Genomic DNA, 17,455 nt, shown 5'->3' with positions numbered 1-17,455 from the left:
CAAGACCACGCTTAAGCCCGAGCCTCCCCGACGCGGTACCATGCAACCACGCGATCTCTCGGACCACTCGCCGTACGTCCCGGGCCGGGGAGTCGAGGAGGTCGCCCGCGAGCGCGGGATCGACCCCGACGACCTGATCAAGCTCTCCTCGAACGAGAACCCGCACGGCCCGAGCCCGGCGGCGGTCGAGGCGATCCGGGAGCACGCCGACCGAGTCCACCAGTACCCGAAGTCCTCCCACACGGACCTCACCGCGAAGATCGCGGAGAAGTGGGGCGTGGCGACCGAGCAGGTGTGGGTCTCGCCCGGCGCCGACGGCTCGATCGACTACCTCGCGCGGGCCGCGTTGGCGCCCGGCGACGAGGTGCTCGTGCCGAGCCCCGGCTTCGCCTACTACGCGATGTCGGCCCGGTACCACCACGGCGACGTGACCGAGTACGACCTCTCCCCGGCCGACGGCTTCGCGCAGGACGCGGAGACGGTCCTGAGCGCGTACGAGGGCGAGCGGATCGTCTACGTCACCTCCCCGCACAACCCCTCGGGGTCGACGATGCCGCTCGACGGGATCGAGGCGATCGCGGACGCGACCGCCGAGGAGACGCTCGTCGTCGTCGACGAGGCGTACGGCGAGTTCGCCGCGGTCGACAGCGCGATCCCGCTCGTCGACGAGCGCGACGACGTGGCGGTGCTCCGCACGTTCTCGAAGGCGTACGGCCTCGCCGGGCTCCGGATCGGCTACAGCGTCGTCCCCGAGGCGTGGGGCGAGTCGTACGCCCGGGTGAACACCCCGTTCGCGGCGAACGAGCTCGCCTGTCGGGCCGCCCTCGCCGCCCTCGACGACGAGGCGCACGTCGAGGAGTCGGTCGCGTCGGCGCGGTGGGCCCGCGAGCACATCGCGGACGAGCTCGACGCGCCCACGGTCGAGTCGGCGGGGAACTTCGTGCTCGCCGAGGTCGGCGACGCGGAGCGGGTCGCCGACGCGGCCCAGGAGCGCGGTGTGATCGTCCGGGACTGCACCTCGTTCGGCCTGCCGGACCACGTCCGGATCTCCACCGGGACCCGCGAGGAGACGCGCGAGGCGGTCGAGCGCCTCAACGAGACGCTCGCCGACCTCGGGCTCGGTGTTCGGGCGTGAGCGGGGAGTCGTCCGCAGGGGACGGGGACGGTTCCGCCGACGCCGCCGGGACCGACCCCGACGCCCGCCCGACCCGCGTCGCCGTCACCGGCACCCCGGGGACCGGCAAGTCGACCGCGACGGCGCTGCTCGAAGGTGAGTACGACGTGATCCACCTCAACGATCTCATAAAGGGCGACGACGACCTCTGGACCGAGCGCGACGCCGACCGCGACACGCTCGTCGCCGACCTCGACGCGGTCCGCGAGCGCCTCGGCGAGTGGACGGGCGTGCTCGATTCCCACCTCGCGCACCGGTTCGACGTCGACCGCGTCGTAGTCCTGCGCTGTCGTCCCGAGACGGTCGAGGCGCGACTCCGCGAGCGCGGGGAGTCGGACGCGACGGCCGGGGAGAATGCGGAGAGCGAGGCGCTCGACGTGATCCTCTCGGAGGCCGTCGCGGAGCACGGCGCCGAGAGCGTCTACGAGATCGATACGACGGACCGCGACCCCGAGGCCGTCGCCGACGCGATCCGCGCCGCGATCGAGGGCGAGCGCGAGCCGAGCGCCGGCACCGTCGACTTCATCGATTATATATGACCCGCGACGGTCTTGACGGTAGATGACACTCGACCGGTACCGGTCGGTCGCGGACCGCCTGCTCGGGCCGTGGGTGCGCGCCGCGGCCAGGCTCGGGCTCTCGCCGGACCAGGTGAGCGTCCTCGCGTTCGGCGTCGCGGTCGCGGCCGCCGGCGCGTTCGCAGTCGGCGACCCGACCTTCTACGTCGCCGGCGCGGTCGCGGTCCTCCTCAACGGCTGGCTCGACCTCGTCGACGGGGCCTTGGCGCGCCACCTGGAGGTCTCCTCGGAGGGCGGCGACCTCCTCGACCACGTGCTCGACCGCTACGCCGACATCGCGGTCATCGCGGGGTTCACCGTCGGAATCGAGGCGTACGCGCTCGGCTTCCTCGCCGTCACCGGCGTCCTGATGACCTCGTACATGGGCACCCAGATCCAAGCCGTCGGCATCGGCCGCGAGTACGGCGGACTGCTGGGCCGGGCCGACCGGCTCGCGCTGATGGGGATCGTCGGGTTCGTCGCCGCCGTTCACTCGGCGCCGGTCGCGGCCGGCCTGAACGTCGTCGGCCTCCTGCTCGCCCTGTTCGCCGCGGTCGGACATCTGACCGCCGTCCAGCGGTTTCTCGGCGCGTGGTCCGATTTATAAGTCGGATCGCGGTGGTGCGGTGATTTATAACTCGCCGGCGACGCTGCGGTGAACACGTCCAAAGCCCCAGTTGACGAGGATGGCGCACGCTCGCTGCGCGCCTCACTCGGTCGCTCACGTTGTTCGCTCCCTCGTTGCGGTGTCGCCGGCGGCAAAGCCGCCGGCTGCCCGTGGCGCGTAGCGCCACACTGCTTACGTCGCCTGCGCCATCCTCGTCAACTGCCCCTTTGAGTCCCACCCCGACCGCACAGCACCGCACCTCACACCTCCCCAGCCTCGTCGGTCGCGGTCGCCGAGGGCGACCGCTCACGGGCACGCGCCACCACAGTATTATTTATAAGCGACCGCCCCCGTGCCCGTGGCGATCGAGACCGGAAGAGAACGTCTCACCCGCGAATGCGTCCGACGGAGCGATTACGGCCGCGTCGCCCGCGCGAACCACGTCTCCGGGTTCTGTCGCTTGACGCGGAAGCTCGGGAGCGCGTCGGCGTCGATCAGGTCGAGCAGGAACCCCCGGACGGGCGCCGGGTCGCGGTCGCTCACGATGAGACACTCCCCGCCGGCGTCGAGTTCGCGGAACCGCTCCTCGACGCGCTCCTTGCGCGTCTCCGGGTCGAGCCCGCGCAGATCGACGGCGTCCTCGGGCGGGTCGACGGTCCATATCTCCTCGTAGCGCTCGTCGACCGCGCCGGCGAGCGCGTCGGCGCCCTCGGGGAGCGCGTCGGCCGACGGGGCCGGCGTCGACTGCAGCTCCGGATCGAACGGGAGCTCCGCGAGCACCGGCAGCCCGAGCGCCTCGATCGGGTCGTCGCCCCCGAACAGGTCGTGGGGGGTGCCGCACTCGTCGCAGACGAACTCCCCCATGTTCGAGACGACGCCGAGCACGGGCACGTCGTTCTCCTCGAACAGCTCCAGCGCGCGGGCGGTGTCGGAGACCGCCGCGTGGAACGGCGTCGTGACGAGGACGACGCCGTCGACGGGAACCTCCTGAAGGGTGGTCAGCGTCACGTCGCCGGTCCCGGGAGGCATGTCGACGACGACGGTGTCGGGGTCGCTCCAGGCGACCGTCTCGAACAGGTCCGAGAGCGCGTCGTGGGCCATCGCCCCCCGCCACGCGAGCGGGCCGTCGTCGGAGAGCAGCCCCACGCTCATCACCTCGAGCCCGCCGACGTCGATCGGGACGGGGTTCCCGTCCTCGTCGCTGTAGACGGGGCCGCCCGCGTCGACCACTTCGGGGACGTTGGGGCCGTAGATGTCGGCGTCGAACAGCCCGACGGCGGGGTCGGCGCCTCCCTCGGCGTCCCCGGCCGCCAGCGCGCACGCCAGCGCCGTCGCGACCGTCGTCTTGCCGACGCCGCCCTTCGTGCTCGCGACCGCGATCACCCGGTCGGCGGCCCCGATCCCCAGCCGCCGGTCGTCGAGGTCCGGGCTCGGATCGACCTGCTCGACCCGGGCGGTGGAGACGCCGGGGACGTCGGAGGCGGCCCGGACCATGGCCGCCGACACTCGCTCGGCCGCGTCGGGGGGAAACTCGCGCAGGTCGGCCTCGATCGCGACCGTCCCGTCGTCGATCGAGAGGCCCTCGACGACGCCGGCCTCGAACGCGCTCACCTCCGCGTCGGGGTCGCGGACCCGTCGGAGCGCGGCCTCCACGTCGTCGGTCGAGAGGCTCGACCCGTCGGGGTTCGCACCCTCCCGGTCTTCGGGTCGGTTCTCGGGGGTCGATTCGTCCGCGGTCGGTCGGTCGGTGGTGAAGTCAGTCATCTGAGGCTTGCTCGGGTATCGACGCGGAGATTGGGGGCGCTCACAGGTCGGGCCGCCGGTTGAGCGTGCTCTCGCCCGGGAGGGCGGCGCTGTCGTTCTCGGTGCCGCCGCTGAACTGCCGCCGGAACTTCCCCGGGTCGGCGTCGAGCGCCCGCGCGGCGGTGCTGCGAACGACTCGCGGCTCCGACTCGTCGCCGGCGACCGCCTCGAGCCGGTCGGTCGCGCGCTCGTCGTCGACGCCGGCGAGCAGGTGGACGGCCCACTCCCGCAGCCGCTCGCTCTCCGCCCGCGAGCGGTCGAGCAACGCGGGGAGCAGGGCCTCCCCCCGGAGCTTGAACAGCGACACCAGTGCGTTCCTGACGACCGCGTGGTGGCCGTCGTCGAGGGCGGCCTCGATCGCCTCGACGTTGGCGGCCCGGTCGATCCGGTCGAGCGCGACGACGGCCTCGGCGCGGACCCACGGGTCGTCGTCCGCGAGCGCCTCGGTCGCGGCCGCGCTCGCTCGGTCCCCGCCGAGCCGGCCGAGCGACTCGACCGCGAACTGGCGCACGTCGGCGTCCTCGTCCGCGAGTCCGTGCTCGACGAGCGCCTCGACGGCGGCGTCGCTCCGGCGCCCCTCGCCGAGCGCCAGCGCCGCCCGGCGCCGCTCGACCGGGTCGCCGTCCGCGAGCAGCGAGACCTTCTCCGCGGCCTCTGTACCGCGGAGCGGCGCGGTGTCCGTCGCCTGGAGCTCGCGCTGTGAGGCCTCGCCGACGGTGACGTCGCGGTCCACCTCGATGTCCTCGAGCCCGTCCGGGTCGTCGCCGAACCCCGGGCTCTCCTCGGGGTGCACGCGGGGATCGGTGGGGCCGTCGGTCGCCTCGTCGGGGTCCCTCATCGGGCGCTCACCTCCGCGGTCGCGAGCAGGTCGTCCGGGTCGGCCGCGACGAGCGCGGCGCCGAGAGACGCCGCGAGCGCGGCGGTCGGCGTCGCCGGGACGCCGGCGACGAGCAGCACTCCCGCCCCCAGAGCGAGCGACCGGTCGCCGTCGCGGAGGCCGACGACCAGGGCGGCGACGCCGCCGAACGCCGCCGTCGCGACGAGGAGGTGCGGGCTCCCCACGACGCCGAACCCGGAGAGCAGCGCGCTTCCGGTCACGTACGGCGCGGCGGCGCTCGCGGCGACGACGCCGAGGAAGCCGCCCGCTCCCGCGAGCAGCGCGAGGCGGTCCGTCTCCGCGGGGACAGCGAGAAGCGTCACCGCGAGGAGGAACGCGACGGAGCCGGCCCCGCGGACGCTCGCGCCGAGCCCCCACGCCGTCCCGACGAGCGAGAGCCCGATCGCGGCCGGGAACGCCGCGGCGACGACGCGTCGCCGGAGCCCCACGTAGGTCGTCGGCCGCCCCAGGGCGTGCGCGAGGGCGACGGCGGCGCCGGCGGGGACCGCGACCGCCGCCGCGATGGCCGCGGCGTCGGAGACGGTCGCGAGAACCCCGAACACCGCCGCGAAGAGGAGTCCGACGCGGACGCCCGAGCGGTCCGACGCGAGCGCGAGCGTCGCGAGCGCCGCCCCGACACCGAGCGCGGCGGCAGCGCTCGCGGCCGGGATCGCCCGGCTCGGGATCCCGACCGGAGCGAACGGGACGTTGTACGCGATCCGGATCGCGGTCGCCGCGGCGACGGCGGCCGCCGCGGTCCCGAGGACGGCGAGGAGCCGTCCGTCGAGCGAGGCCTCGCGCTGTCGGCGCTCGGTCGTCGCGTCCTCGGTCGCGTTCGAGGGCGGACCGCTCACGGCCTCGGCGTCGTCGCGGTCGGACTCGACGGCCGGGGTCGACGCGGTCACGCGTCCTCACCCCCGTCGCTGTCGGACTCCGCGCCGCTTCCCGCGCCGACGTCGAGCCGGGCCGCGAGGTCCGAGACGTCGGCCGCGACGAACTCCGCGAGGAACGCGGCGAGCCGACCGTAGACGCCGGTTCCCGGCTCGGAATCGAGCGCGTCGTCGAGCCCGGCGGCGAGCATCGAGAGGTGGCGGTCGTGGAAGTCGAGCCGCGCGCGGTCGTAGCCGTCCCCGTCGCCCTCGGTCGCCGCGGCGAGCCGACAGAGGTAGCCGGCGAACTCCACCTCCAGCCGGAGGTTGTCGTGGTGGCGGCGCTCGTCGCCGCCGACCTCGCAGCCGAAGTGCTCGTACGCCCGCGCCAGGTCGAGGTTCACGTCGTTCCACGAGGCGTCGGACCGGTAGGTCGACTCGTACAGGGACGCCGGCGGGCCCTGGTTCTCGATCGTCCCGTCCGTCCCGTCGATCACCTCGGAGTAGCCGACGACGAACAGGTCGTTGTACCGGGCCGCGAGGGTCTCGCGGTCGTCGTCGACCGTCAGGTCCGGGGGGTCGACGTCGAGCCCCGACCGGGCGACGAGCGTCGACATCGCGCGGTCGATGGAACCGTCCGCGAACCCCTCGTACGGCTCCGGAGTCGGCTCGTCGAACGCGCTCGCGAGGAGCCCGTAGACCGCCCCGCGGGCCCCCGTCTCGGTGTCGACGGCCTCGTCCGGAGGGCGACCGTCGGGGTGCTCCGAGTCCTCGAAGTCGCCGTTCCGGTCGGCGGTCGATTCGGACACGGTCACGCACCCCTCGTGCGGCGGATCCCCTCGACGGTCACGAGCGTGGTGAACACGACCGCGATCCCGGCGATGGTCCAGAGGACGATCTCGTAGGGGGCTCCGGTGTCGTCGGTGAACGAGAGGTAGAACCACTCGCTCGCGGCCTTCCGCCCGGAGCGCTCGTCGTTCGAACCCTCCCAGACCGCGAACGCGACGTTCGTGTCCGCCTCGGTGGTGAGGTCGGTGACGTTCGCGCGATCGCCCGGGAGCGGGCGGGAGAACACCACCGTCCACCGGCCGTCCCCGTGGGTCGCCGCCGTTCGGACCGCCGATCCGGTCATCTCGGTCGTGCTCCCCGGGCCGCCGGCGAGCAGCGACTCCGACGCGCCGGCGCCGTTCCAGTACCAGACGTTCACCGGGTTCTCCGTCGACCCCATCGCGAGCGGCGGACGCTCAGTCGGCGAGGCCGGGAACTGGACCGCGGCGGCGTCGGCGAACTCCCGGATCCCGTCGGTCGAGGTGTTGGCCGTCGGGTCCGACCACGACACGCGGAGGAACAGCCGTCCGTCGGTCCGAACGGCCTTCACGCGGGCGGCGTCGACCGCCGTCTCCGACCCCTGCGGGACCGCCGCGCCCGCGCTGGTCATCGGCAGTTCCACGGTCTCCGCCGACCCCCACGCGGACCCGTTCGGTTCGGCCAGGTCGGCCGCGTCGCCCCGCCGGTCGACCGGTATCTCGTAGGCCCCCTGCGCGTCGGCGAGCGCCGGGAACGCCGCGGTCGCGGCCACGAGGGCGACCGCGACCGCGGCCGCGAGCGCGAGGTCACGGGACGCGACGCCCCGGAACGCGAGGCGCCGGTCTCCGGTCCCGTCGGCGTCGTCCTCACGCCGCATCGTCGAACACCTCCAGCCGGTACTGGTCGTCGTTGTTCACGGTCGAGAGGATCTCCATGAGCTCGCTCTCCTCGCCGCGCTCCGCCCGCTCCCGCTCGCGGGTGATCGTGTTGAGCGCCTCCTCCACCCGCGGGCCGAACAGCTCCTCGAGGTAGTTCAGCGGGATGCGATCGGCGTCGACCGTCTCGCCGTCCTCGCCGGTCTGCGGCGGCGCGTACGGCGGGATGTAGTAGACGTTCGGCTCGGTCCGGTACTCGGGATGGAGGCGGAGCGCGACCTCGTACTCGTTCACCAGCGCGTGGATCGGCCCGTCCTCGTCGTCGAGGAACCCGACGTGCCGGAGCTGCGGCGGACAGTCCTCGGCACAGGACGGGGGACGCACCTCTCCCTCGGGGCCTTCGCCCTCGATTCGCGGGTAGCAGAAGATGCACTTCTCGCTCGTCTTCGTCTGCGCGTTGTAGAACACCTTCTTGTACGGACACCCCTCGACGCAGTAGCGGTAGCCGCGACAGCGGTCCTGGTCGACCAGGACGATCCCGTCCTCCTCGCGCTTGTAGATCGCGGAGCGCGGGCAGGCCTCGACGCAGGAGGGGTGCGTGCAGTGGTTGCAGATCCGGGGGAGGTAGAAGTAGTAGGAGTTCGGGTACTCGCCGGCCCCCTCGTCCTCGTCCCAGTTCGGCCCCCAGTCGGCGTTCTCCAGCGGGCGGAGGGGCTCGTCGCTGCCCTCGTACATGATCGCCTCGTGGTTGAACTCCCACGGGCGGCCGTACGCCTCCTCGTCGGGGAGCTCGCCCGGCGTCCGCTCTTGGCCTTCCTCGTCCCAGCCGCCGCCGAGCTCCTCCCAGTCGCGCGGGTAGCCCGCGCCGGGCTTCGTCTCGACGTTGTTCCAGTACATGTACTCGCGGCCGCCCGACTCGGTCCAATTGGTCTTGCAGGCGATCGTGCACGTCTGACAGCCGATGCACTTGTTCAGGTCCATCACCATCGCGACCTGGTGGTCGACGCCCTCGGCGATCGGGACGTTCCCGTCGTCGGCCTGGCGCGCTCGCCCCTCGTCGCCGACTCGCCCCGTCCCGTCGTCGTCGGTCTTGCTCATCGGTCACCACCCCCGAGCAGGTCGGTCACGCGGTCGAGCGGCCCGGACGCGCTTCCGTCCGCGCCGTTCGCGGTCTCGTCGGCGTCGCCGTCGGAACCCTCGCCGCCGCCGACTCCGCCCGCGAGCGATTCGGCCCCGTCCTCGACGGCCTCCACCTCGACGCGCACGTCGCTGTTCACGCCGGTCGGGCCCCAGTAGTTCGGGAAGAAGTGGAGGTGTTCGCCCGAGTCCTCCGGGTATCGGACGAGCTGCGTCGGCTTCATGTACATCGGGACGAGCGAGTTGAAGTTGTTCCGGTCCGGGTACTGGAACCGCTCCCAGCTGAAGAAGTGCCTGGCGGTGCCCGGCTCGCCGCTCGGGTAGATCTTCGCCTGCACCTCGACCGAGTCCAGGTCGTTGTACACCCGCACGGTGTCGCCGTCCTCGATGCCGCGCTCCTCGGCGTCGTCGGGGTTGAGGTAGACGGTCGGCTCGCCGCGCTGGAGCCGGAGCATCTTCGTGTCGTCGCGCCACGTCGAGTGGATCGACCACCGGCTGTGCGGCGTGTTGTAGCTGAGCGGGTACTCCGACTTCTCCTGGAGGACCGGCGACTCCTTGTGCGTCGGGAGCTCCTCGCCGAGCTCCAGGAACCAGTCGTGGTCGATGTAGTACTGCTGACGACCGGTGAACGTCGGCCACGGCTCCTTGTCCTGGACGTAGTCCTTCCACGGCGTGTACGCCTCCCCGTCCTCGATGTCGGAGGTCCAGTGGTCGCCGGTCGCGAGGAGCCGTCGGGGCTGCTCGTCGATGTCGTCGAACTCGATCCGCTCGGTCGTGTCGGACGGATTCGTCTCCTCGGAGTTCTCCAGGATGAACTCCGCGGCCGCCCGGTCCTCGGCGAGCGCGTCCGCCTCGCCGGTCTCCCAGTCGCGGACGTAGTCGTCGTGGACCGACTGGAGGTCGATCTGCCGGTCGAACTTCCGATCGTCGACCGGGCCGGCGTCGCGCTCCTCGGCCACCTCCTGGATCTTCTCGGCGAGCGCTCGGAATATCTCCCAGTCCGTCTTGGCCTCGCCGAGGGGTTCGACGGCCGGCGTGAACGGGTGCACGTAGGTGTGCATGTCGGTCTCCGAGAGATCGTGCTTCTCGTAGTGGCTCGCCGTCGGGAGGACGATGTCGCTGTTGAGCGCGGTCGAGTCCATCCGGAAGTTGACGTCGACGACCAGGTCGAGCTTGGGCCACAGCTCCTCCTCGACCGCGACGTTGCCCTTGGCCTGGTTGAAGTAGTTCCCGCGCCAGACGAACATCACCCGCGGGTCCGGCCGCGAGCCGTCGTCGCGTTCGCTCGGGTACAGCGGCATCCACCCCTTCTCGACCGACTCGCGGATTCTGTCGGCGGTCTCGGGGTCCGTGTTCTCCATGATGCCGGCGTGGTAGTACGTCCACAGCGTCGTCGGGACCCCGCGCACGCTCCCGGTCGGGAACGAGAGGGTCTGCCACCCCTCGTACGTCCAGATCTTCTCCTGGCCGACGTAGTGGTCGAGCCCGGTCCCCTGGCGGCCGAGGTTCCCGGTGAGCGTGACGAGGAGCTGGATCGCGCGGTTCCCGAGGTCGTTGTGGTACCAGTCGTTGACCCCCTTCCCGTGGATGATCTTCGCGCGGTCGGCGTCGGCGAACTCGCGGGCGATCTTCCGATGTGTGAACTCCCCCACACCGGTCAGCTCGTGCACCCGTTCGGGGGTGTACGCCGACAGCTCGTCGCGGAGGTTCAGCCAGACCGACCGCGTCTCGACGCTCCCGTCGTCGGTGTCGACCGTCCGTTCGGCGGCCAGGTCGGGATCGAAGTCGAGCGCGATGCTCGCGGACGCGTCGTGCTGACCGTCGCGCTCGCCCAGCGAGCCGGGCGCCGCCCTGAGCCCGCCGTCCGCGTCCTGCATGACGAACACCTTCTCTGGGCGGTCGGCGTCGACGGAGAGCCCGGCGACCTCGCTCGCGCGGAGGAACTTCCCGGTGTCCTCGCGGACGAGCAGCGGCATGTCGGTCTGTTCTTTTAAATGATCCTCGTCGTACAACCCCTCGTCGACGATGGTTCGAGCCATCCCGAGCGCGAGCGCGGTGTCGGTGCCGGGTTCGGGACCGATCCACTCGTCGCAGTGGATCGCCGTCTGGCTGTAGTCGGTGAAGATCCCGACCCGCTTCGCGCCGTCGTAGCCAGCCTCGAGGAAGTACTTCGCGTCGGGGATCCGCGTGACGTTGATGTTCGAGCCCCACGCGATGATGTAGTCGGCGTTGTACCAGTCCGCGCTCTCGGCGTTCTCGGTCTGGGTCCCCCACGTGATCGGCTGACCCGGCGGGAGGTCGGAGTACCAGTCGTAAAACGAGTGGCTGACGCCGCCGAGCAGGTTGATCAGACGGCTCCCGGAGGCGAACGATACCGGGCTCATCGCGGGGATCGGCGTGAAGCCGCTTATCGCGTCGTACTCCTCGTCTTCGACCGCGTCGACGACCTCGTCGGCGATCTCGGTGAGCGCCTCGTCCCACGAGATCCGCTCCCACTTCCCCTCGCCGCGTTCCCCGGTCCGCCGGAGGGGGTGGGTGACGCGGTGGTCGGCGTTCACGTAGTCGGTGAAACACGCACCCTTCTGACACCCGCGGGGGTTCGGGTCGGGCAGCGACTCGTCGAACCGGGGGTAGTCGCCGGCCTGCTCCTCGCGCCACACCTGCCCGTTGCGGGTGTACACCTGCCAGGAGCAGCTCCCCGTGCAGTTCACGCTGTGGGTAGAGCGGGCCGTGTCGTCCCAGTCCCACTCCTCGCGGTAGAGGTCCTCCCAGTCGCGGTACGGGTAGTCGCCGATCGGGTCGTCGACGACCTCCAGCGCGTTCATCTCCGTGAGGTCCTGTGCGCTCCCCAGTCCGGTCGCGCCGACGGCGGCGGCCGCCCCGACCCCCTTCAGGAAGTCGCGACGGGCGGCGGCGACGTCGTCTCGCGTCTGTTCGTCCGTGGCGTCTGTCGTGTCAGTCATTGTTTGTCGATGAGTACGGTCGAGAGACCGAGCGCGGCGCCCAGGGCCGCGAGCGCCAGGCCCGTCGGGGTGCCGCCGCCCGCGTCGAGGCCGGCGGCGATCAGCCCGACGCCGCCCAGTTTCGTCAGTCGGTCCGCCCACCGGTACCGGCGCGGCGACAGCCTCGCGATGGGGGTCGAGTCAGTCATCGGCGACCTCCTCCGTGTCACCGGGCGCGTCGCCGGATCCCGTCCCGCCGGAGCCGTCGTCGAACCCGCCGAGGACCCAGTACGTGACGGTCCCCGCAGCGGCGGGCACGAGGATCAGGGCCGCGGTCAGGTAGGGCCGCAACACGGCGGTCGACGTCCCGAGGATGTCCGCGAGGATGACGTCCATCCCCGCGACGGAGGCGACCATCACGAGCGTGACGCCGACGATCCCGACCGCGGTCGGGAACGGCCGGTCGAGGTAGTTCCGCGTGAAGTGCTCCGGCTCCTCGGCGCGGTCGACGAACGGCCAGACCACGACGGCGAGGAACACCAGCCCGGGCAGCAGCACGCCGCCCACGAACTCGGAGCTGACGTGGACGCCCAGGACGTCGAAGCTCAGCCACGAGGGGGTGAGCTTCAGGAAGCCGTACCCCCACATCAGGAACCAGTCCGGCATGATGAGCGAGGGGGTCGAAGCCGGGTCGTTCGGTCCGTACGCGGCGATGTTGTGGACGGGGAGGAACCCCGCGAGCAGCGAGAGCACGGCCATGGTGAGGAAGAAGACCATCGCGCTCACCGCGGTCTGGTTCGGGAACGCCGGGAGCCCGATCACGACGCTGTCGTCGTCGCGGTCGAGCACCGGTCGCTCCCCGTCTGCCGCGCCGGTCGCGTCGCCCGCCGGTCGCCCCCCGTCGGCCGCGCCGGTCGCGTCCCCTGCCGGCTCGTCGCCCGTCGATCCGTCGTCCCGCGGCGGGCGGGCGCTCCCGGCGACTTCCCGACTCACCGGCGCCGGATCGACGTCACCGTCGCGCCGGCCCTCCGTGTGTTTCTGCCGGAGCAGGATCGCCATGTGGACGGCGATGAGCCCGGCGATCGCGGCCGGGATGAGGAACACGTGGAGGAAGAACAGCCTGGGGATCGTCGCGCTCGTCGGGAACTGCCCCCCGAACACGATGCTCGCGATCGGGTCGCCGACGACGGGGATCGAGCTGGCGACGTTGTAGCCGATCCCGACCGCCGTGCTCGCGAACTCGTCGTACGGGAGCGAGTACCCCGTGTAGGCGGCGAACATCGCCAGACCGGCGAGCCCCGTCCCGACGACCCAGTTCGGCTCGCGGGGGTTGCGGTACGCGCCGGTGAAGAACACGCGGAGCATGTGGAGCGCGATGGCGGCGACGAACAGGTGCGCCGCCCAGTGGTGCATGCGTCGCAGGAACATCCCGAACGGGACGTCGTAGGTGATGTTGAGCACGCTCTTGAACGCGGCCGGGACCTCCTCGCCCCGATAGCGGACGACGCTGCCGGCGTACTCGACGGACGCCGTGCTCGGCTCGTAGAAGAACGCGAGGAAGGTGCCCGTCGACACGAGGATGACGAAACAGAACAGCGCCACCTCGCCGAGGAGGAACGAGTCCTCCGCCGGGAACGCCTTCCCGAGGAAGTCGCTCGCGTCGTCCAGGTCGAGCCGGGAGTCGACCCAGTCGTAGGCGTCTCGGACGCGGTCGGCCGCGGCGTCGGTCCGGGACATCACTCGCCCCCCGCGCCGACCGGTCCCTGGAAGTCGCCGGTCGCGATCAGGTAGCCCTCACTCGACACCGTGATCGGGAGCTGCGGGAGCGACCGCGGCGGCGGTCCCCCGACGACCTGCGCCCCGGTCGTCGGATCGAAGCGGCCGGAGTGGCACGGACAGACGAGCACGGTTCCGTCGCGGCCGTCGACCATGCAACCGGCGTGGGTGCAGACCTTCGAGAAGGCGGCGTAGCCGCTGACGACGTACTCGTCGCGCACCTCGCTCGCGTACGCGGACTCCTCGAGCCTGACCAGGAGGGTCGGCGCGTCCTCGATTCCCGGCCGCGGCTCCGGGAACACGGTGAGCAGCTCGCCCGGGCCGAGGCGGTCCTCGCCGACCCGCTCGCCCGCGCCGTCGACGAGCGGGACGCCGTCGGTGTACACCGGGCCCTGGTACTTGCGGTCGAAGACGCGCGTCAGGCCGGCGACCGGCGCAGCGAGACTGCCGACCGCGGTGATCCCGCCGACGGTCGCGAGCAGCTTCGCGTAGTCGCGCCGCTCGAGCTCGGCCCGCGCGTCCCGCCAGAACGGCCCGTAGATGCTGGGGTCGACCGCGAGCCCGTCGTCTCCCTCGGGACAGGCGTCACATCGGTCGCCGCTCTCTGGGACGCCGCGTCCGTCGGGACCGTCGGACTCGCCCCCCTCGTGCCCGTCTCGCCCGTCGCGGTCGGGTGCGGTCGCGTCACCGGTCATCCGTGATCCCTCCGTTCGGCGACCTCGACGTGGGGCATGAACCAGGCGTAGTAGGAGACGGTCGAACCGAGGAGCGACATGAACAGCCCGAACGCGTAGAGGCCGAAGTACTGGGTGCGCGCCAGCGTCAGGTACTCGGCGGTGAACAGCGCGGCGAAGACGATCGAGAGGACGGTGAGTCCCCCCATCGCCACGAGCCCCTCGACGGCGTCGCTGGCGTCCCTGTACTCGACGACCCACCGGTCGTCCGTCTCCAGCCACGGGAAGGTGAGCCCGTCCGGGCGCTCGGACGGTCGGGCGCGGGCCGCGCCCCCGTCGGTGGCGGCCGAGTCGGGCGCGCCGGCTCCCTGCTCGTCGGGACGCGCCGCGCGGTTCATGAAGCGGTGGAAGAAGGCCACGGCGCCGAGCAGCGCCAGCAGCGCGATCCAGACGATGACGCCGACCTGGCTCGGCGAGAGCTTCGTCGGCGCGTCGACGATTCCCTCCAGCGGTTGCATCTCGCTGACGCTCTGATCGATCCTGATCTCCTCCGACGACGGCTCCCCGTGCATCCCGACGTACCAGGTCGGGAGCAGCACGGCGAGCACGACGAGGAGAATGACGGCCGTGCGTCGGTCCATTATGTGAAGTGTGGGTGAGTCCGTCTCTTGGCGGTCCGGGGAGGCCACGGCGACAGCGACGCCGGTCCTCCCGCGACGGTACCTCGCTGCCGGTCGGGGCCGAGACCCGCGTCCGCTGTCCCGCGCCAGCCGCTCCGCGCCCGGCGGGATCCGGGCGGCGCCGCTTCGACGCGGGTCGAACGAGTCGACCTCGGCCCGTGAACGAGTCCCGCTCCGGTCGTGATGTGCGTGTCAGTAGTGCGTACGTACGTCTGCGCCGGAAACGGACAAACAGCTACTCCCGAACTATTCGGTGGTTTAAGGGCGGTCTTCGGCGAACACCTGCGTGAGCACCGTCTCGGTCACGATCCGGAGGTGCTCGGAGACGGTCGACTTCGCGAGGCCGAGTTCGTCGGCGACCGCCTCAGTAGCGGCGCCGTCGCCGTCGAAGTACCCCCGCTGCACCGCCACGGCGGCGACGGACCGCTGTCGCTCCGTCACCTCGCTGAGGTCGACGATGACCGCGTCCTCCCTTCCGGCGGTCTCGTCCCTGTCGACGAGAACGTGTCTGAGATCGGCCTCGTCGAAGGCCGCCCGGATCGCTCGCAGCTCGCCGTAGCCGGCCAGCACGAACGAGGCCACCAGCTCGCCGTTCTTCACCTTCGCCTCGTACGGGGAAACCGGCAGGTCCGCGAACGCCGGCGGGAAGCCGCGGCACTCGCAACCGTGGTCGGACCGGTCGGCCGAGACGGCGGCGGAGTCCCCGCACCCGCCGGCGTCCGCGTCGCCCGCGTCGCCCGCGTCGTCTGCGTCACCCGCGTCGTCTGCGTCACCCGCGTCGGCCGACGTCTCACGTGTCACACGCGCGTCCTCATCGCCCACGTCGTCCTCATCGCCTGCACTCGGTCCGCGGGCGAGGTCGTACCGGCCGTGCGCCTCGCCGGCGAACTCCAAGATGTCCAGTCCGGCCGGCGGGTCCTCGGGCGCGTCCTCCGCGACGAAGTCGATCCGCCCGCGGACGACGTCGACGCGGACCTCTCGCACCGACGTCCGCTCGGAGAGGGCCGCCACCGGACACTGCGGACACGTCGGGACCGCCACTCGCACCTGGATCGTGTCTGTCACATCGGCGGCCCGTACGACGGGTGGCGGCAAAAAGCTTGGAGACGGTCACCGGACCGAGCCGCCGGCCCCGACCGAGGGATCAACTTAAAAGCGTCCGGCCGGAACGAGGGGGTATGCCGACCTTCGAACTGAACCTCTCGGACGACGTCTACGCGGAGTTCCAGCAGCTCGCCGAACAGGAGTTCGTCTCCGAGGAACAGGCCGCGGAGGACCTGATCGCCTCCGGCATCGAGGCGTACAACGTGAGCGTCGTCGACGACGAGCCGCGCGACGAGATGCTCGACGGCGCGGAGAACAACATGTTCGACACCGCCGAGGACCCCGGGAGCCTCGAAGACGACCGGCTGTAGCGGCCCCGCTTCTCGCGTCGACGTCCGACGCCCGCCTCAGTACCCCAGCCCGAGCAGCCGGTTCGCGAGCAGCGTCACCAGCCCCAGCGCCATCACGCCGGCCAGCAGCCCGAACGCGACCCCCCAGCCCGCGACCTCGGAGAGGGTCCCGACGACGACGCTGCCGGACGCGCCGAGCACCATGTACGCCGTCCGGACGAGCCCGAACCCGGCGCCGCGCTCGGCGTCCGACAGGAGGTCCATGAACCGCGACTGGACGGGCGCGCCCCACGACATCGCGACGCCGACGAGACAGACCGCCCCGACGGTCGGGGCGAGGCCGAGGTCGAAGCGCGCCGTCGCGACGAGGAGCCCGTAGCCGAGGACGCCGGCGCTCATCGTCCCCATCGCGGTCGCGTCGCGGCCGAACCGGTCGGAGAGCGACCCCGTCACCGGCTGGGTCCCGCCGTGGACGAGGAAGTACAGCGAGAACAGCAGCGCCGAGAGCGCGGTCGAGAGCTCCCCTCCGACGTCGAGGAACGTCGGGAGGAAGGAGGCGGTCGCCTGCCACGTGAACGCGCCCATCGTCGCCAGCGCGGTCGTGTAGAGGATCGGCGGCCGCGAGAGCAGCTCGACGAGCGAGCCGAGCGCGAACCGCTCGCGCATCGCCTGGTCGGGGCGGCCCGGCTCCGTGGGCCGCACCCGCCACGCGAACAGGGCGAAGACGGGCACCGCGACCGCGACGCCGAGGAGGATCCCGGCGCGCCAGCCGTACCGCGAGCCGACGAGCGCGGCGAGCGGCGGCGCGGCGAGCCCGGCGATCGGCCCGCCGGCGACGTGGACGCCGATGGCCCGGCCGATGTCGTCGAACTGCTTGGCGAGGAACGTCGTCGCCACCGAGTAGTGGAGGCCGGCGCCCGCGCCGAGGACCACGGTGAACAGCATGAAGACGGCGATAGAGGGCGAGGCAGCGATGAGCAGCGAGGCGACCGCGGTGGCGCCGACCGCGGTCAGGACGACGGCGCGCTCCCCGTAGCGGTCGCCGAGGACGCCGGAGGGGAACTGCGCCAGCGCGTACGCCAGCCACATCCCGGAGAGCGCGAGGCCGACCGTCGCGTTCGTGACGCCGAACCGCGCCGTGATCCGCGGGACCAAGGGACTGATGACCAGCCGCGCGACCATCGTCGCGGTGAACGCGAGGGTACAGAGGGCGAGCGCCGTGTGCCGGTACCGCCAGTTCACGGGCGCCGTTCTCGACCCGGGACAAAGCGGGTTCCGGTCGC

General features: G+C 71.9%; 17 protein-coding genes. 4 read left to right on the top strand and 13 right to left on the bottom strand.

The window, feature by feature from the left end:
• Positions 1-40: 40 nt before the first annotated feature.
• From hisC to NO900_RS09260, 3 genes are read left to right on the top strand one after another with little or no spacing between them, the layout of a single operon-like run.
• Positions 41-1,135, top strand: coding sequence for a histidinol-phosphate transaminase (hisC, locus tag NO900_RS09270; protein WP_256408942.1), 1,095 nt, complete (start codon positions 41-43; stop codon positions 1,133-1,135).
• The gene (locus NO900_RS09265; protein WP_256408941.1) at positions 1,132-1,713 is read left to right on the top strand and encodes an adenylate kinase family protein; all 582 of its coding nucleotides are present in this window, start codon (positions 1,132-1,134) and stop codon (positions 1,711-1,713) included. The genes hisC and NO900_RS09265 overlap by 4 nt, the downstream gene beginning before the upstream one ends.
• A gap of 22 nt (positions 1,714-1,735) precedes the next feature.
• Positions 1,736-2,338, top strand: a complete 603-nt coding sequence (locus NO900_RS09260; protein WP_256408940.1) for a CDP-alcohol phosphatidyltransferase family protein — start codon at positions 1,736-1,738, stop codon at positions 2,336-2,338.
• Positions 2,339-2,752: 414 nt separating this feature from the next.
• Here NO900_RS09260 and NO900_RS09255 read toward each other — a convergent pair whose 3' ends face one another.
• The 12 genes from NO900_RS09255 to NO900_RS09200 form a co-directional block, all read right to left on the bottom strand.
• Positions 2,753-4,102 carry a P-loop NTPase gene (locus tag NO900_RS09255; protein WP_256408939.1) on the bottom strand — a complete coding sequence of 450 codons (1,350 nt, stop codon included), beginning with the start codon at positions 4,100-4,102 and terminating at the stop codon, positions 2,753-2,755.
• A 40-nt stretch (positions 4,103-4,142) separates the two neighbouring features.
• A complete protein-coding gene (locus NO900_RS09250; protein WP_256408938.1) occupies positions 4,143-4,979 on the bottom strand; it encodes a HEAT repeat domain-containing protein in 837 nt (278 codons plus the stop codon).
• Positions 4,976-5,923, bottom strand: a complete 948-nt coding sequence (locus tag NO900_RS09245) for a DUF8068 family protein (protein WP_256408937.1) — start codon at positions 5,921-5,923, stop codon at positions 4,976-4,978. The genes NO900_RS09250 and NO900_RS09245 overlap by 4 nt, the downstream gene beginning before the upstream one ends.
• The gene (locus NO900_RS09240) at positions 5,920-6,702 is read right to left on the bottom strand and encodes a molecular chaperone TorD family protein (RefSeq protein ID WP_256408936.1); all 783 of its coding nucleotides are present in this window, start codon (positions 6,700-6,702) and stop codon (positions 5,920-5,922) included. Before NO900_RS09240 ends, NO900_RS09245 begins: the two co-directional genes overlap by 4 nt.
• Positions 6,699-7,571, bottom strand: coding sequence for an ethylbenzene dehydrogenase-related protein (locus NO900_RS09235; RefSeq protein ID WP_256408935.1), 873 nt, complete (start codon positions 7,569-7,571; stop codon positions 6,699-6,701). The genes NO900_RS09240 and NO900_RS09235 overlap by 4 nt, the downstream gene beginning before the upstream one ends.
• The gene (gene narH / locus NO900_RS09230) at positions 7,561-8,667 is read right to left on the bottom strand and encodes a nitrate reductase subunit beta (protein ID WP_256408934.1); all 1,107 of its coding nucleotides are present in this window, start codon (positions 8,665-8,667) and stop codon (positions 7,561-7,563) included. The genes NO900_RS09235 and narH overlap by 11 nt, the downstream gene beginning before the upstream one ends.
• Complete coding sequence (narG, locus tag NO900_RS09225; protein ID WP_256408933.1) at positions 8,664-11,669, bottom strand: nitrate reductase subunit alpha; 3,006 nt, start codon at positions 11,667-11,669, stop codon at positions 8,664-8,666. Before narG ends, narH begins: the two co-directional genes overlap by 4 nt.
• Positions 11,666-11,857: a DUF8120 family protein gene (locus tag NO900_RS09220; protein ID WP_256408932.1), complete on the bottom strand. Its 192-nt coding sequence runs from the start codon at positions 11,855-11,857 to the stop codon at positions 11,666-11,668. The genes narG and NO900_RS09220 overlap by 4 nt, the downstream gene beginning before the upstream one ends.
• Positions 11,850-13,385, bottom strand: coding sequence for a cytochrome b (locus NO900_RS09215; protein ID WP_256408931.1), 1,536 nt, complete (start codon positions 13,383-13,385; stop codon positions 11,850-11,852). Before NO900_RS09215 ends, NO900_RS09220 begins: the two co-directional genes overlap by 8 nt.
• Complete coding sequence (locus NO900_RS09210) at positions 13,385-14,119, bottom strand: QcrA and Rieske domain-containing protein (protein ID WP_256408930.1); 735 nt, start codon at positions 14,117-14,119, stop codon at positions 13,385-13,387. Before NO900_RS09210 ends, NO900_RS09215 begins: the two co-directional genes overlap by 1 nt.
• Positions 14,116-14,739, bottom strand: a complete 624-nt coding sequence (locus tag NO900_RS09205; RefSeq protein WP_256408929.1) for a hypothetical protein — start codon at positions 14,737-14,739, stop codon at positions 14,116-14,118. The genes NO900_RS09210 and NO900_RS09205 overlap by 4 nt, the downstream gene beginning before the upstream one ends.
• 297 nt (positions 14,740-15,036) lie before the next feature.
• A complete protein-coding gene (locus tag NO900_RS09200; protein WP_256408928.1) occupies positions 15,037-15,843 on the bottom strand; it encodes a helix-turn-helix domain-containing protein in 807 nt (268 codons plus the stop codon).
• Positions 15,844-15,956: 113 nt separating this feature from the next.
• Here NO900_RS09200 and NO900_RS09195 point away from each other — a divergent pair, with 113 nt between their 5' ends.
• Positions 15,957-16,193, top strand: coding sequence for a DUF7120 family protein (locus NO900_RS09195; RefSeq protein ID WP_004045847.1), 237 nt, complete (start codon positions 15,957-15,959; stop codon positions 16,191-16,193).
• Between the two features lie 36 nt (positions 16,194-16,229).
• On the opposite strand, the gene NO900_RS09190 is transcribed toward NO900_RS09195, so the two are convergent.
• Positions 16,230-17,414 (bottom strand): MFS transporter, encoded by a 1,185-nt coding sequence (locus NO900_RS09190; protein ID WP_256408927.1) that lies wholly within the window; start codon positions 17,412-17,414, stop codon positions 16,230-16,232.
• Positions 17,415-17,455 lie beyond the last annotated feature (41 nt).

Source organism: Halorubrum rutilum (genome assembly GCF_024494565.1).
Note: the sequence above shows the minus strand (reverse complement) of the source record. Positions and strands in the feature narration are given on the sequence as shown.

What these genes read in the sequence shown, in the direction of transcription:
- hisC (WP_256408942.1), top strand. Translation starts at nt 41, where the DNA reads ATGCAACCACGCGATCTCTCGGACCACTCGCCGTACGTCCCGGGCCGG.
- NO900_RS09260 (WP_256408940.1), top strand. Translation starts at nt 1,736, where the DNA reads ATGACACTCGACCGGTACCGGTCGGTCGCGGACCGCCTGCTCGGGCCG.
- NO900_RS09255 (WP_256408939.1), bottom strand. Translation starts at nt 4,102, where the DNA reads ATGACTGACTTCACCACCGACCGACCGACCGCGGACGAATCGACCCCC.
- NO900_RS09250 (WP_256408938.1), bottom strand. Translation starts at nt 4,979, where the DNA reads ATGAGGGACCCCGACGAGGCGACCGACGGCCCCACCGATCCCCGCGTG.
- NO900_RS09235 (WP_256408935.1), bottom strand. Translation starts at nt 7,571, where the DNA reads ATGCGGCGTGAGGACGACGCCGACGGGACCGGAGACCGGCGCCTCGCG.
- narH (WP_256408934.1), bottom strand. Translation starts at nt 8,667, where the DNA reads ATGAGCAAGACCGACGACGACGGGACGGGGCGAGTCGGCGACGAGGGG.
- narG (WP_256408933.1), bottom strand. Translation starts at nt 11,669, where the DNA reads ATGACTGACACGACAGACGCCACGGACGAACAGACGCGAGACGACGTC.
- NO900_RS09220 (WP_256408932.1), bottom strand. Translation starts at nt 11,857, where the DNA reads ATGACTGACTCGACCCCCATCGCGAGGCTGTCGCCGCGCCGGTACCGG.
- NO900_RS09215 (WP_256408931.1), bottom strand. Translation starts at nt 13,385, where the DNA reads ATGTCCCGGACCGACGCCGCGGCCGACCGCGTCCGAGACGCCTACGAC.
- NO900_RS09210 (WP_256408930.1), bottom strand. Translation starts at nt 14,119, where the DNA reads ATGACCGGTGACGCGACCGCACCCGACCGCGACGGGCGAGACGGGCAC.
- NO900_RS09205 (WP_256408929.1), bottom strand. Translation starts at nt 14,739, where the DNA reads ATGGACCGACGCACGGCCGTCATTCTCCTCGTCGTGCTCGCCGTGCTG.
- NO900_RS09195 (WP_004045847.1), top strand. Translation starts at nt 15,957, where the DNA reads ATGCCGACCTTCGAACTGAACCTCTCGGACGACGTCTACGCGGAGTTC.